General features: G+C 60.8%; 15 protein-coding genes. 9 read left to right on the top strand and 6 right to left on the bottom strand.

Features of this window, described 5'->3' with window-relative positions; all coding sequences use genetic code 11:
• Nucleotides 1–65: 65 nt before the first annotated feature.
• The 5 genes from ADG881_RS17550 to coaBC all read right to left on the bottom strand — a co-directional run bounded on the left by ADG881_RS17550 (nucleotide 66) and on the right by coaBC (nucleotide 5,679).
• Nucleotides 66–317 (bottom strand): hypothetical protein, encoded by a 252-nt coding sequence (locus tag ADG881_RS17550; protein ID WP_156790379.1) that lies wholly within the window; start codon nucleotides 315–317, stop codon nucleotides 66–68.
• On the bottom strand, nucleotides 318–1,217 hold the full coding sequence (argB, locus tag ADG881_RS09340; protein WP_007149034.1) for an acetylglutamate kinase: 900 nt from the start codon (nucleotides 1,215–1,217) through the stop codon (nucleotides 318–320). It abuts the gene before it with no gap.
• Nucleotides 1,218–1,414: 197 nt separating this feature from the next.
• On the bottom strand, nucleotides 1,415–3,814 hold the full coding sequence (locus ADG881_RS17835; protein ID WP_007149282.1) for a phosphomannomutase/phosphoglucomutase: 2,400 nt from the start codon (nucleotides 3,812–3,814) through the stop codon (nucleotides 1,415–1,417).
• 121 nt (nucleotides 3,815–3,935) lie between these two features.
• Entirely contained in the window at nucleotides 3,936–4,388 is a 453-nt protein-coding gene (dut, locus tag ADG881_RS09330) for a dUTP diphosphatase (protein ID WP_007150941.1), read from the bottom strand.
• 91 nt (nucleotides 4,389–4,479) lie between these two features.
• The gene (gene coaBC, locus ADG881_RS09325) at nucleotides 4,480–5,679 is read right to left on the bottom strand and encodes a bifunctional phosphopantothenoylcysteine decarboxylase/phosphopantothenate--cysteine ligase CoaBC (RefSeq protein ID WP_007149642.1); all 1,200 of its coding nucleotides are present in this window, start codon (nucleotides 5,677–5,679) and stop codon (nucleotides 4,480–4,482) included.
• A 175-nt stretch (nucleotides 5,680–5,854) separates the two neighbouring features.
• Between coaBC and ADG881_RS09320 the strand changes: the two genes are divergently transcribed.
• Both ADG881_RS09320 and radC read left to right on the top strand, forming a co-directional pair.
• Nucleotides 5,855–6,244, top strand: coding sequence for a four helix bundle protein (locus tag ADG881_RS09320; protein WP_255342997.1), 390 nt, complete (start codon nucleotides 5,855–5,857; stop codon nucleotides 6,242–6,244).
• A 2-nt stretch (nucleotides 6,245–6,246) separates the two neighbouring features.
• Complete coding sequence (gene radC / locus ADG881_RS09315) at nucleotides 6,247–6,921, top strand: DNA repair protein RadC (protein WP_007149483.1); 675 nt, start codon at nucleotides 6,247–6,249, stop codon at nucleotides 6,919–6,921.
• 22 nt (nucleotides 6,922–6,943) lie between these two features.
• Here the strand turns inward: radC and ADG881_RS09310 are convergent, their stop codons facing one another.
• Nucleotides 6,944–8,512 (bottom strand): metallophosphoesterase family protein, encoded by a 1,569-nt coding sequence (locus ADG881_RS09310; protein WP_083787473.1) that lies wholly within the window; start codon nucleotides 8,510–8,512, stop codon nucleotides 6,944–6,946.
• Nucleotides 8,513–8,749: 237 nt separating this feature from the next.
• Between ADG881_RS09310 and rpmB the strand changes: the two genes are divergently transcribed.
• The 7 genes from rpmB to ADG881_RS09275 all read left to right on the top strand — a co-directional run bounded on the left by rpmB (nucleotide 8,750) and on the right by ADG881_RS09275 (nucleotide 13,507).
• Nucleotides 8,750–8,986, top strand: a complete 237-nt coding sequence (gene rpmB / locus ADG881_RS09305; RefSeq protein WP_007149468.1) for a 50S ribosomal protein L28 — start codon at nucleotides 8,750–8,752, stop codon at nucleotides 8,984–8,986.
• A gap of 23 nt (nucleotides 8,987–9,009) precedes the next feature.
• Nucleotides 9,010–9,177: a 50S ribosomal protein L33 gene (gene rpmG, locus ADG881_RS09300; protein ID WP_007151127.1), complete on the top strand. Its 168-nt coding sequence runs from the start codon at nucleotides 9,010–9,012 to the stop codon at nucleotides 9,175–9,177.
• Between the two features lie 354 nt (nucleotides 9,178–9,531).
• Nucleotides 9,532–9,762: a hypothetical protein gene (locus ADG881_RS09295; protein WP_156790378.1), complete on the top strand. Its 231-nt coding sequence runs from the start codon at nucleotides 9,532–9,534 to the stop codon at nucleotides 9,760–9,762.
• A gap of 23 nt (nucleotides 9,763–9,785) precedes the next feature.
• Nucleotides 9,786–10,238, top strand: a complete 453-nt coding sequence (locus ADG881_RS09290; RefSeq protein WP_007148503.1) for a TadE/TadG family type IV pilus assembly protein — start codon at nucleotides 9,786–9,788, stop codon at nucleotides 10,236–10,238.
• A 54-nt stretch (nucleotides 10,239–10,292) separates the two neighbouring features.
• Entirely contained in the window at nucleotides 10,293–11,150 is an 858-nt protein-coding gene (cpaB, locus tag ADG881_RS09285; protein ID WP_039926505.1) for a Flp pilus assembly protein CpaB, read from the top strand.
• Nucleotides 11,151–11,181: 31 nt separating this feature from the next.
• Nucleotides 11,182–12,312, top strand: coding sequence for a type II and III secretion system protein family protein (locus ADG881_RS09280; RefSeq protein ID WP_230457826.1), 1,131 nt, complete (start codon nucleotides 11,182–11,184; stop codon nucleotides 12,310–12,312).
• A gap of 4 nt (nucleotides 12,313–12,316) precedes the next feature.
• Nucleotides 12,317–13,507 (top strand): hypothetical protein, encoded by a 1,191-nt coding sequence (locus ADG881_RS09275; protein WP_007148821.1) that lies wholly within the window; start codon nucleotides 12,317–12,319, stop codon nucleotides 13,505–13,507.
• Nucleotides 13,508–13,522: the final 15 nt, after the last annotated feature.

Raw genomic sequence — 13,522 nt, 5'->3', positions numbered from 1 at the left:
AAGTATCGTTCCCAGTTCTAAGCAACAAGCTTCTGGCTGCAACGCGAGTGTGGCCCAGAGGTATATCACAGGCAAACACCGCGCCCAACGTTCCCGGGCTTGTTACTGCGGTTTTGTTTTTCGCTGCTGTAGCGTTTCGCGGCAATCCCCTTTGCCGGTGTTTGAGTTGAAAGTGAAAAGTTTAAAGTTGAAACGCGCTTTGAGTCTGTGGATTTTGCAGGTGCGTGCCCGCGATTGCCGGTAAGGGCGCGGGCTGCTGCCGTTAAAAACCAAAACACGTTTGGCGCGCTTTTCAACTTTGAACTTTCATCTTTCAACTAGTCCTTGCTGATCAGCGTGCCGATCCCCTTGTCGGTAAGGATTTCCAGCAGTACCGCGTGGGACACCCGGCCATCGATAATGTGGGCGGTGTGGACGCCGTTTTGTACCGCTTCGAGGGCGCAACCGATCTTGGGCAGCATGCCGCCGTAGATGGTGCCGTCCTTGATCAGGCTGTTGACCCGTTCGGTGGTGAGCCCGGTGAGGATCTGGCCCTGTTTGTCTTTCAGGCCGGCCACGTTGGTGAGCAGGATCAGTTTTTCTGCCCGCAACACTTCGGCCACCTTGCCAGCCACCAGGTCGGCATTGATATTGTAGCTGGTGCCGTTGTCGTCCACGCCGATGGGGGCGATAACGGGGATGAAGTCGCTGCCGGCGAGCAGGTCGATAATGCGGGTGTCGATGCCCTGCACTTCGCCCACGTGGCCGATGTCGATGATTTCCGAGGCCTGCAATTCCGGGCTGTCCGCGTCGCTGGCCTTGAGCACCATCTTGCGGGCCTTGATCAGGCGCCCGTCCTTGCCGGTGAGGCCGATGGCCTGGCCGCCGTTGTGCTGGATCAGGTTGACGATGTCTTTATTGACCAGGCCGCCGAGCACCATTTGCACCACGTCCATGGTTTCCCGGTCGGTGACACGCATACCCTGAACAAATTTCGATTCCTTGCCCAGACGCTCCAGCAGGTCGCCGATCTGTGGGCCACCGCCGTGCACGATCACCGGGTGGATGCCGATTTGCTTCATCATCACCACGTCACGGGCGAAGCTGTTCTTCAGCTCCTCGTTCTCCATGGCGTTGCCGCCGTATTTGATCACCACGGTGGTGCCGGAAAAACGCTGAATGTAGGGCAGCGCCTCAATCAGAATCCGGGCGGTGTCGTGGGCACTGTTGGTGTCCATTACTTCTCCTTGGGGATGGGGGCCTTGGAGTTGAAAGTGTAAAGTTCAAACGCGGTTTTAAGTCTGTCGGCTCCGCAAGGCTGTGCCCGCGTTCGCCGGTGAGGGCGCGGGCTGCGGCCGTTATTGCCCCAAACACGTCTGGCGCGTTTTTCAACGTTGAACTTTAAACTTTCAACTCACTGCCCGGCAATTCTACCTCAAAACGGAAGCTCAAGGCTCTCGTCCACCGCCTTGAGGTGCTTGCGGAACTGGCCTTTGACCCGTTCCAGCGCTTCTTCATCACGGCCTTCGAAGCGGGCGACCAGTGATGGTGTGGTGTTCGAGGCGCGCACCAGCCCCCAGCCATCGGGGAAGTCCACGCGGAGTCCGTCGATGGTGGTGGGGCGGCCACCGGCGAACTGCTCGGCGCGGGCCATCAGGGCCTCGATCAGCGCAAACTTGTTGTCATCGCTGGCATCAATATAGAGCGCCGGGGTGGTGACGCCGGTCTTAAACTGATCGAACACCTGGCCGGCGGTGTCGTCCTGCAGGGAGAGAATTTCCAGCAGCCGGGCGCCGGCATAGGCGCCGTCGTCACAGCCGAACCAGCGGTCGGCAAAGAAGATATGCCCGCTGATTTCCCCGGCCAGGGCGGCGCCGCTTTCCTTCATTTTGGCCTTGATCAGCGAGTGCCCGGTTTTGTACATCAGGGGCCGGCCGCCGTTCTTGCGAATAATGGCGGGCAGGGCGCGGCTGCATTTTACGTCGAACAGGATGTCGGCGCCGGGGCTGCGGCCGAGCAGGTCCTTGGCGAACAGCATGAGCAGGCGGTCCGGCCAGATGATTTCGCCGCTGTTGGTGACCACGGCCACGCGGTCGCCGTCGCCGTCGAACGCCAGGCCCAGGTCCAGGTCTTCCTGCTGGACGATACGGATCAGGTCGGCCAGGTTGTCCGGGTTGCCGGTGTCCGGGGCGTGGTTGGGGAAGTTGCCATCGATCTCGGTGTACAGCGGTGTGACGTCGCAGCCCAGTTGGGTGAACAGCCGTGGGGCCAGTTCGCCGGTGACGCCGTTGCCGCAGTCGATGGCAATTTTCAGGGGCCGGGCCAGCACGATGTCGTTGGCGATATCGTTCAGGTAGCGGTCGCTGATATCGCGTTCTTCTTCGTGGCCGCTGCCTTCGCTGAAGGCCTTGTTGTGGATGCGTTGCTTGAAGGCCTGAATGCGGTCGCCGTGCAGGGTTTCGCCGTTCATGACGATTTTCAGGCCGTTATGTTGCGATGGGTTGTGGCTGCCGGTGAGCATGATGCCGGTTTGGGTTTCCAGCACTTCGGTGCCGTAGTAGAGCACCGGGGTGGGCACTAGCCCGAGGTTGACCACGTCGCGGCCGGATTCCAGCAGGCCCTTGATCAGTGAGCGGCTTAACTCCGGGCTGGACAGGCGGCCATCGCGGGCCACCAGCACGGTTTGCTGGCCCAGTTCGCCGGCTTCGGTGCCAATGGCGCGGCCCAACAGGTAAACGCCCTGGGCGGTGAGGGTGTCGCCGGCCACGCCGCGGATGTCGTAGGCGCGGAAAATACTGTCCGGCAGGGACTCGCCGCCGTTGTCGTCATCCATCAACAGAATGCTGTCGTCGTCGCTTTCTTCCACTATCAGGGCGTCGGGTTTGGCGGTGGCCTGGGGGCGTGCGGGGCCGGCGCGGTCGCGCAGTTTTTTGGCCAGGCGGGCGGAGGCATCGTTGACGCTGGTGAAGAGCGGGAAGTGGAAATGGTCGCGGGCGGTGACGCCGGGTTGGCGCGTTAGCTCATCGCTGTAGCGAATCAGTTCGGCGGCGTCCTGGCGCAAGGCCCGGGTCAGCAGCCGGTTCACCAGCAGGGTGCACAGCAGGATCACGACTACCCCCAGGGCGATGCCCAGGGTGGCGACGATCAGGCTGTTGCCGTCGGGGGCGCGCAGGGTCAGGGTGACCTGAACCGGGCCCTGGCTGACCTGGGCAGTGCCGCCGTTGGCGTGTTGTTTGTTGTCGAACAGGGGGCTGCCGCCGTAGGTGACGCTGAGTGCGCTGCCCTCCGGCATGGCGGTACGCAGGGTAGTGGCCAGCGGAGCCAGGGACTGGGTAAGCAGCAGGCTGCCGGTCTGGTTCTTGGTGGCGCGGGCCATGACCAGCTGGGGTGTTTTGCCGGCAATGATCACCGGGCCGGGTTCTTGGCCCAGGCGGACGTTCTTGAGAAGCTCCTGGGCGGTGTAGCTGAACTGGGCGGTGTCTGCGCCGCGGCGCGGGACGAGCTGCACGGTGGCATCAGGAAGCCACTGGTTCTGGTGTACGTTAAAGCTGGACAGGTTGCCGTCGGAGAGCGCCTTGTTCACATCGCTGCGGTCGCTGAGGATGTCCAGCTGCTGGCGTGAGGTCTGGATGGTGTTGCTCGCCTGGCTGGCCAGTGATTGGGCCAGCAGCCGGGCCTGGGCGTTCTGTTGCTCGGGCTGCAGCTGGCTGGCCTGGTAGGCGTAGAGGCAGCCGGTGGCGGCGATTACGGCTACGATGCCGGCGGCGACCAGAGGCAGTAGCTGCTTCATGGCGCTGGTGGACTTGCCTTGTTTGTTGTCGCTCTTGTTCCCCATATCCCCTCCGCTTGCCCGGCGCTGCCACGGTATTATTGTGGTTGGGTCGTGGTGCGCGCTGTGGTGCGTGCTTGTGCTGCTGTGGTTGTTGTTTTGTGTCCGGTGCTTTTTGTGTCAGGCCTCAATGGCGCCCGCTGTGCCCGAAACCGCCTTCGCCCCGTTCGCTGGCACTGAAGCTTTCCACCTGTTCCAGTTCCACCTGCATGACCGGCACGATCACCAGCTGGGCGATGCGCTCACCGGGCTCCAGGGTGAAGGGCTGTTGCCCCCGGTTCCAGCAGGACACCATCAGCTCGCCCTGGTAGTCGGAGTCGATCAGCCCCACCAGATTGCCCAGCACGATGCCGTGCTTATGGCCCAGACCGGAGCGCGGCAGGATCATGCCGGCGTAGCCCGGATCGTCAATAAAAATGGACATGCCAGTGGGCAACAGTTCGGTGTCGCCGGGCTGGAGCGTTAGCGGTTCCTTGACCATGGCGCGCAGGTCTAGCCCGGCGGAGCCATCGGTGGCGTAGTGGGGCAGCGGAATGCTGTCGCCAAGGCGGGCGTCGAGTACCCGGTATTGCAGTTTCATGCTTTTCCCTTCGGTCAGGCAGCAAGCTTCACGCTACACGCATCACGCGGGAAAGCCCGGCGTGTTGCATGCCGCGTGGCGCGTGCCAGCGTTAGTCTTTATACCGTATCGCGATCAATTCGATCAGCTGCTTGGCAATCTGGGCCTTGGAGGCCAGTGGCAGCACCTTGTGGCCGCTGGGCCAGATCACCGTGAGGGCGTTGTTGTCGCTGTTGAAGCCCACGTTGGTACCGGAAACGTCGTTGGTGGCGATCATGTCCAGTTTCTTGTTCACCAGCTTGCCCTGGGCGTAGGCCATCACGTCCTGGGTTTCCGCCGCAAAGCCCACGGTAAAGGGGCGCTTGGCGTGCTCGGCCACGGACGCCACGATGTCCGGGTTTTTCACCAGTGTAAGGTGAATTTCCTCGGTGGATTTCTTGATCTTGTGGTCAGCGGTCACGGTGGGGCGGTAATCCGCCACGGCGGCGGTGGCGATAAACACATCGCAGCCGTTTTCCACCACGTCCATGCAAGTCTCGTACATGTCCACGGCGCGCACCACATCCACGCGTTCCACCCGTGACGGGGTGGGCAGATTCACCGGCCCGGCGATCAGGGTGACTTTGGCGCCCGCTTCGGCGGCGGCTTCGGCCAGCGCAAAACCCATTTTCCCGGAGCTCTTGTTGGTGATGTAGCGCACCGGGTCGATGGATTCGCGGGTGGGGCCGGCGGTGATCACCACATGCTTGCCGGTGAGTAGCTGGTAGTCGAACACTTCCGCGGCCTGCTGAATGATTTCCAGCGGTTCGATCATGCGCCCGGCGCCCACTTCGCCGCAGGCCTGGCTGCCGCTGCCGGGGCCGAATACGGTGATGCCTTTTTCCTGCAGGATCAGCTGGTTCTTCTGGGTGCTGAGGTCTGCCCACATCTGCTGGTTCATGGCCGGGGCAATGGCGATGGGGGCGCCAGTGGCCAGGCACAGGGTGGTGAGCAGGTCGTTGCCGTGGCCATGGGCCAGGCGAGCCATGAAATTGGCGGACGCGGGTGCAATCAGCACCAGGTCTGCCCAGCGGGCCAGCTCGATATGGCCCATGGCCGCTTCGGCGGTGGGGTCCAGCAGGGTGGTGTGCACCGGGTGGCCGGAGAGGGCCTGCATGGTCAGCGGGGTGATGAATTCACAGGCGCCCTGGGTCATGACCACCCGCACTTGTGCGCCCACATCTTGCAGCCGGCGCACCAGATCAGCGGCTTTATAGGCGGCAATACCACCGGTGACGCCCAGCAGGACCCGTTTGTTCATCAGACGTTGCATGCAAAAACCCTTGTTTGGATGACGGCAGGCATGGCGAATCTCCACTGCCGCTGCAGCTGCAAGGCTGCTATCAAGTCAGGCTGCATAGAGTAGCACTGTATAAGAGACGCGGCACGCAGGACGGTTGGCAGGACGCCACATGCCTGATGCCTGACGCAAAAGAGGGAGCAAGATTGTGAGGACGTACGAGAAAATTCGGGTTTGGCAGTCAGCCATGGACTTGGTGGTATTGATCTATAAGGCAACGCAGGATTTCCCACGGAGCGAGCAATTTGGACTCGTTAGCCAAATGCGCAGGGCGTCGGTCAGCGTTCCCTCCAATATAGCGGAGGGATATGGGCGGGGTTCGCAGGCTGACCGACTGCGGTTCTTTTATATCGCCAGAGGCTCGTTGATGGAGCTCGAGACCCAGATTGCCATAGCCGCAAGGCTGGCATATGCCGGTGCCAACGTGCTTATTGGACAAACGGAGAAAGTGTTCGCCCAGTTGTCAGCGTTGATCACCCGTATGCAGGATGAGACGTTTTTAGCGTCAGGCATCCGGCCTCAGGCGTGGGGCGTATAACCATGGCCATAACAGACTGGCCGGCGGATGAGCGGCCGCGGGAGAAGTTGCTGGCGCGGGGTGCCGGGGCGCTCAGTGATGCGGAGTTGTTGGCGATCTTTCTACGTACCGGCCAGCAGGGCATGACGGCGGTGGATCTGGCGCGCCGGCAGTTGGCGGGCAGCGGTGGTTTGCGGGCCATGCTGGATCTGGGCCCGGAACGCATGGCGCATTTGCCCGGTATGGGGACCGCCCGGCGGGCGTTGTTGCTGGCGGCGCTGGAGCTGGGGCGGCGCTATCTGGCGGAGCCTCTGGAGCGGGGGCAGCCACTGGATAATCCGGACAAGGCCGGGCAGTTGCTTACGGCCCAGTTGCGCGGGTTACCGTTTGAGGTGTTCGCTTGCCTGTTCCTGGATAATAAGCATCGACTGATTGCCTTTGAGAAGTTGTTTCAGGGCACCATCGATGCGGCGGCGGTTTATCCGCGGGAAGTGGTGCGTAGGGCCATGGAGCACAACGCCGCAGCTGTGATCCTGGCCCACAATCACCCATCGGGCGTGGCTGAGCCCAGCCAGTCGGACCATGCCATCACCCGGCGATTGGTGGAGGCGCTAGGATTGGTGGAAGTCCGAGTGTTAGACCATCTGGTAATCGGTGATGGTGGCTGGGTGTCACTGGCTTCGCGAGGAGCGTTGTGAGCCTTGTCTGGGCCAGTTCGGATCAGCCATGGCTGTGGTGCTCCATGGCGCGTCGATTACGTTCCCGGGTGTGCGCAACCAGCGCTGGGAAGTCTTGTAGTAGTTCGCTGGCCGGGCGGGCAGGTAAGGCGCAGTTCTGGCAGGCCAGCCAGTCGCGCTGTTCCACCTCAAATTCATCATGCAGGGCAAAGGGGTCGGTGACCGTCTGGCGAACGTCGTCCCCCAGGCCCTGGGGGGCCGCGCCGTAGAAATAGCCCTTGATGCGGCCGGGTTCCACTTCGAAACGGGAGAAGCCGATGCCCACGAATTCGCTGGCAGACCAGCGCTGTATCCCGTTGTCGTCAAACAGCCGGACGGATTGACCGCCAGTGCCGGTAAGCACCTGCACATAACCCAGCCGCGAAGGGATGCCAAAGCCCATGGGGACGGAGCGTTGGTAAATGTGGTCATGGCCGACCAGCAGCAGATCGACGCCGTAGCGAAGCAGAATGTTTTCCTGCAGGGCAACCAGTGTCAGGTTGGCGGGGCTGCGGCCATCCTGGTCGGTCCAGATGGGGTAGTGCTGGATCAGTATAATGAAGTCCAGTTCGCCGCGGGCACGCCGCAGTGCCGCTTTAGCAAGGTCGATCTCCAGGTTGATCAGTTCTTCGGCCAGGGTGAAGTCATCGATCAAGGCTCCTGCACTGCTGACAAAGAAATGCACCCGACCGATGTCAAAGCCATAGTAGGTACTGCCGGGGTTGGGGTTGAGGTTGTTCAGTAGTGGGTCAGGGTGAGTCAGGCGCGATTTGAAGGCCTTGCCGGATTGCAGGCCGTCGCCATCTTTGGACTCATGGTTGCCCGCCGCCGCCATGGTGATGGTGTTGGCCAGCAGGGGTTCCACCAAATCAAACCACGTGTCCCATACCGATTGCTCGCCGTCAGCATAGGAAAGATCGCCGGCGATGATAGCCAGGTCACGGGGTTGTTTGAGGATTTCTTCGGTAACCCGTTGGGCGCGAACGCTAACCCCTTGATCGCCGTAATGCACAAACGACCAGTTCTGGGTGTTGATGGGTGTTAACTGGTAAACGGGAGACCAGCCTCCGGAAGGGGAACCGACGCGGTAGCGGACGGGTTTATCCGGATCAAGCCCGTCTATTTTGATGCGGTGGGTTTGGGCGTCTACCCCGAAGGTGGCTTCAGAGCTGGCCTGGCGCTGATGGAGAAAAACAGGCGTGTTTTGCTGTCCTTCCAGCAGGGGTTCCTGGTCGTATTCGAGCCGCTGCGCCGGCGCATGGCTGGTGTCGGTAAACCAGGTAATAGACCGGGAGGTAAGGCTGCTCTCCTCAATGCTGGCGTGAACCCCCCGGGGCGGGAAGGGCGCAGGGGGTTCCGGGGGCTCCACCGGTGGATCAATGTCCGGCCCGGGATCGGGTTCCGTGGGCTGGTTCGGGCTCGCGATGTTATCGGAAGGCGAGCTGCTGCTGCCTCCACCACACCCCGACAGTACGGTGGCAGCGCCAGCCAGTCCTGCAAGGAAGGTTCGGCGGGAGGTGGAGTTCGGTCCAGCAGGGGCGGCCCCCGGGCTGTTTGATCGATAAGCGGGCATGGCAAAGGTGTCTTGTCTGAATGAGGACCCCATCAGTAACGGTAAAATATGAATATCGAGTGAATTTATTGTTCCGCTTACCAATCAACACATTAGGCTGCTTTTGTGGGGGCAGGAGGCGGGTTGGCAGGGAGCGTCAAGCAAAGAATACTTGAATCCTGATCGCCGTACTGGTATAAAACGCGCCTTTTCCGGGGCTCTACCGTCCCCCCGCAAGAAGATTTACGGAGCAAGACAATGTCCAAAGTTTGCCAGGTGACCGGTAAGCGCCCTGTAACGGGCAATCGCGTTTCCCACTCGAACATCAAGACCAAGCGTCGTTTCGAGCCGAACCTGCACCACCACCGTTTCTGGGTTGAGTCCGAGAAGCGTTTCGTGCGTCTGCGGGTGAGCTCTAAAGGTATGCGCATCATCGACAAGAAAGGTATCGACTCTGTATTGTCCGATATCCGTTCTCGCGGCGATCGCGTTTAAGGCTAACAGAAGGAGTTAAACCCATGGCCGGTCCTATTCGTGAAAAAATCCGCCTGGTGTCCTCTGCTGGCACTGGTCATTTTTACACCACCACCAAGAACAAGCGTCTCCATCCTGAAAAGATGGAAACCAAGAAGTATGATCCGGTCGTGCGTAAGCATGTGGCCTACAAGGAAGCGAAGATCAAGTAATGATCTTCTAGCTTGCCTGCCTGGCAGCGGACATAAAAGAACCCGGGATTTCCCGGGTTTTTTTATGTCCGGAGAAAAGTACACGCAAGATAAGCTGATTTGCATATCAAATCTGCGCGGGAAAAGCCCGTCTATCGTCTTTCCTGTCCCGCACAGAGGTTTGACCTGCGTCACAAAACGGCGCCGGTGCTAGCTTTACAGGACCGGGAGGTTTTGCAACAAAAGGCTACATGCCCGGCGTTGTGAAGGACATCACAGTTGCATAGGATTGAACCGTAAGTTCATATTTGCGCATATGTAATGGTTTTGGGATAAGTTTGGTAACCCGCACAAAGAGCGTGCACGGAGAGCACTATGAGTACTTTGACTATGATTTCTCAATTTATCTTTGCCCGTCTTTACACCCAGTTGCCAGGTCGCGCGCGTAAGCAGCGTGGTGCCAGTGCACTGGAGTACATTGTCCTGGCCGCCGCGCTGATCATCATCATTGGCGTGTTGGCTACCAACGATACGGTTAAAGACGCGTTGGAAGGGGCTTTCGAAGGCCTGTTTTCTGATGCAACGGATGGTGGTACTGGTACTTGATATCGGCTGGGCAGGAGTGTGCTGTGAAAGCAGGTCGTAAACAGGCAGGGGCAGTGGCACTGGAGTTTCTGATGCTATTCCCCTTCGTTGTCGCCATGTTATATGGCGCGGCGGTATACGGCCTGACATTCTTTGCCCAGTACCGGATGCAGGATGCGGTGGACAATGCGGTATCCACCGCCTTGTACATTGACCGCTCTGCGTTACAAGGGGCCGCCCTGGGGGCATCGGTGACGCAGCGCGCCAATTCGGCGTTGGCCGGGCTGGTGACACAGCTACCGCCAAGCCTCAGGGGGCTGGATGCCAGCGGTGCCTGCAATCTGGAAACAGTGGGGGGGATAGAAATGCTCCACTGTCGCCTGGTTTACCCGAATTATCAGACCAATCCGGTGGTGCCGGCGTTGAGCTTCGGTATGTTGGGGGAGTTTCCTCCCTTGCCGGACCGGCTGGATGCGGAGGCGCGGGCAGCATTCTGATTCTGCGCGCCCGCCACAAGAACCAGAAACAGACAGGGATGTTCCGGAGAGAACATGGGATCAAGACTGCTGTACATGTTGCCGGCGCTGGCAGTGGCGCTGGTGGCATTGATTTTGGCATTGGTGGGATTGAGTCGCGATCCGACACCGGCGTTGGTGGTGAAGGATGAGGGGGCGGATACAGCGTCGTCCACTCAGGAGGCGCCCAGCTATCGCTATTGGGTGGTGACACAAAGCCTGAATGTCGGGGATACACTCGATGAAGAGTCCCTGGCGGTGGTGTCATCCCCTGCGCCAATTGCCAATGTGCTGACCGCCGATGAAACGGTGGTGGGCAAAGAGCTTCGCCAGTTTGCCCGTCCGGGTGAGCTGCTTTCCCGTAATCATCTTGAGCCAGGCGGCACGCTTCCCGGTGCCTTGCCCACGGGGTTCCGTGCGGTGGGCGTTGCTGTGGATGATGTGGTCATGGCGGGCGGCTTGTTGCAGCCCGGCGACCTGGTGGATGTGGTGGTGGCGTTTCGCAAGGTCGAGCGGGATAACCCGGCGGCGCTGGTGCTGCTGCGCAATATTCAGGTGCTGGCGGTAAAAGGCGCCATGGCCGCCGCCAGCAGTGAGCAGGACCGTGAGGCCCAGCGCCGTAACAATACGGTGGTGCTGGCGGTGCCCAGGGATAAAGTGCCTCCGCTGCTCCTGGCGGCGGAAGAAGGGTCGATGCGCCTGGCGGTGGTTGCCAGCGACGACAAGGACACCAACAAAGAGGCTGTGGCCAGCGCCAGCGATGGCAAAGGCAAACCGGTCTATTACAAGGATCTGTTCCCGGTCACCCGTGCGCCAGCGCCAAAGGCCAAGTCGCCGGGACAGCGAGTCGAAGTCTATGAAGGATCTGACTCAAGGAGCACTTATGTGCGTTAAGGGTGGGATGAAAGGGGCCGCTTGGGCGGTAATGGCAACGCTGCTGTGGCTGACGGCCACGGTCTCGAATGCACAGGACCTGACCGACTCCATGCGTTTGGCGCCCGGGGATCAGAAGGTGCTTACGTTCCCGGCGGCGGTGTCAAAGGTGGCGACCTCGGATCCGGGGGTGGCGGCACTGACCGTCACTGGCAGTGCGGAATTGTTGCTGACGGCCAAAGCCGAAGGGTCAGCGGTGCTATCGGTGTGGTTGCGCAATAGCAGCAAACCGCTGCGCAGCACGGTGGTGGTGGCGACAACCCTGGGGGATGCCTTGCCGTTCGGGACCCAGGTGCAAACGGATATCCGCGTGCTGGAAGTCAGCCGCTCCGAACTGAATCAGTTGGGCATGAGTTACAGCAACAGCTTTAACGGTGGGCAGTCTGCGGTGGGTATTGCCGCTCCAGGCTCCGGATTCCAAGTGCCGGGGGCGGTGCCCACGCCGCTGGGCACCGAAGGCTTCAACCTGTTCGGCTTCGGCGCCAACTCCGTGCTGGCGATCAATGCCCTGGAGGCCGGGGGGTTTGCTTATACCCTGGCCGAGCCGTCATTGACCAGCCTGTCCGGGCAAAGCGCCAGCTTCCTGTCCGGTGGTGAATTCCCGGTGCCCACCCGTAGCACCACCGATGGCGTGCAGATCGAATTCAAGGAATTCGGGATCGGCCTGAGCCTCACTCCCACCGTTATCGACAAGAGTCAGATTATTCTCAAGGTGGCGCCGGAAGTCTCCGAGCTGGATTTTTCTGCCGGGGTGGAAACCGGCGGTGTGGCGGTGCCGGGCCTGCGGGTACGCCGGGCGGAAACCACCGTGTCACTGGCACCGGGGGAAACCTTCATCATCAGTGGTCTGGTGAGTCGTAACACCATTAACAGCAGCGACCGCTTGCCCGGTATCGGCAACATTCCATTGCTTGGCGCTTTCTTCCGCTCCTCGCGGATCCAGAAAGACGACAAGGAGCTGGTGATGGTGGTGACACCACATCTGGTCACGCCGCAGGAGGCCACCAGCCCGCCGGTGACCTTGCCGGGTGCTGGCTATCACTCCAGCAGCATGGGCTGGCTGGATATGGCCACGGAAAGCCGTCGCGGCTCCCAACCCATCCGCCATGGACTGAGCTGGTGATGCTATGAGTGACCACGACATTGTTCTTTCGGTTGTTGATGACGATGGCATCGAGGCCTGGCTGGAGCGGGTTGTCGAAGAACCCTTTCGGCTGGAACAGGTCAGCCGTTCCGACCTGACCCGGGTGCTGCGTCTACTGGAGGCCACCACCGCCCATGTGGTGATGGTGGAAATTTCTGAAGCGGATATGGACCAGTCTTTGGCCATTATCACCGCGCTGACCAGCGCCCGCCCCTGGGTCACTGTGATTACCGTATGCGCCCGGGCCAATCAGGAACTGCTGTTGCAGGCCATGCGCGCCGGTGCCCGGGATTGTTTCGTTGCCGGTACGGATGCCGGTGATGTCCGTGAGCGCTTGCGCCGCCACCAGTTATTGCGGGTGGGCCATTACGGTGACGAGGTACGTTCCGGCACCAATAATCTCACGCTGGTGGCCTCGGCGAGTGCCACGGTGGATACCCGCTTCCTGACGCAGAATGTGGCGCTGGCGCTGAACCGGCTGTTTCCCGGAGAGCGCTGCTTGGCCATTGATACCCAGCCGGGTGAGCGGGGGATTTTCTATCTGGATGTACATAACGAGTACAACCTGGAAAACCTGCTGGCCAGCCCTGAAACCCTGGATGAAACCCTGATCGGCACGGCGCTGGAAGAATACCGGCCTGGGTTACGGTTGCTTGCTGGTGGCGTGGACAGCGGCAACCTGCAGGGCGATCGCAGTGCGGACCTGTTCATTGCCCTGAATCACCTGATGCAGATGTTCGATCGCATCGTGATCAATGTGGGAACGCTGGAAAGTCGCCACTGGGTGCGTGCGCTGGGTATCCATGCCCGGCACCTGCTGGTGGCCATGCATCCTTTGGTGGATCAGGCCCATGCGGTGCGTAGCCTGGGTAACGACTGGCGCTCCCATCTGGGCCGCGAGAGCCAGGTGAGTCTGGTCGTCGATGGTGTGGACAGCCATGTGCCGCCGGGATTGGACGAACTGGCAGACACGGCCGGGGTGCCGCTGCTTGGTGGCCTGCCGATGGATTGGCGGTACCGGCTGCTGGCCATGAACAGTGGGCTGCCGATCCATGAGCAGTCGCCGCGGTGCCGTTACAGTCGCACCTTGCAGGCGCTGGTCGGCAAGCTGGAAATGCAGCAGGACGATGTCACCAGTTCGAGCTGGTGGCAGCGCGTGCGCAGTAATGGGTAGCTGGCCTGCGCAATG

Origin of the sequence: Alcanivorax sp. DG881 (genome assembly GCF_000155615.1) — a bacterium.
Classification (GTDB): Bacteria; Pseudomonadota; Gammaproteobacteria; order Pseudomonadales; family Alcanivoracaceae; genus Alcanivorax.
This window is presented reverse-complemented; position numbering and strand designations above follow the sequence as displayed.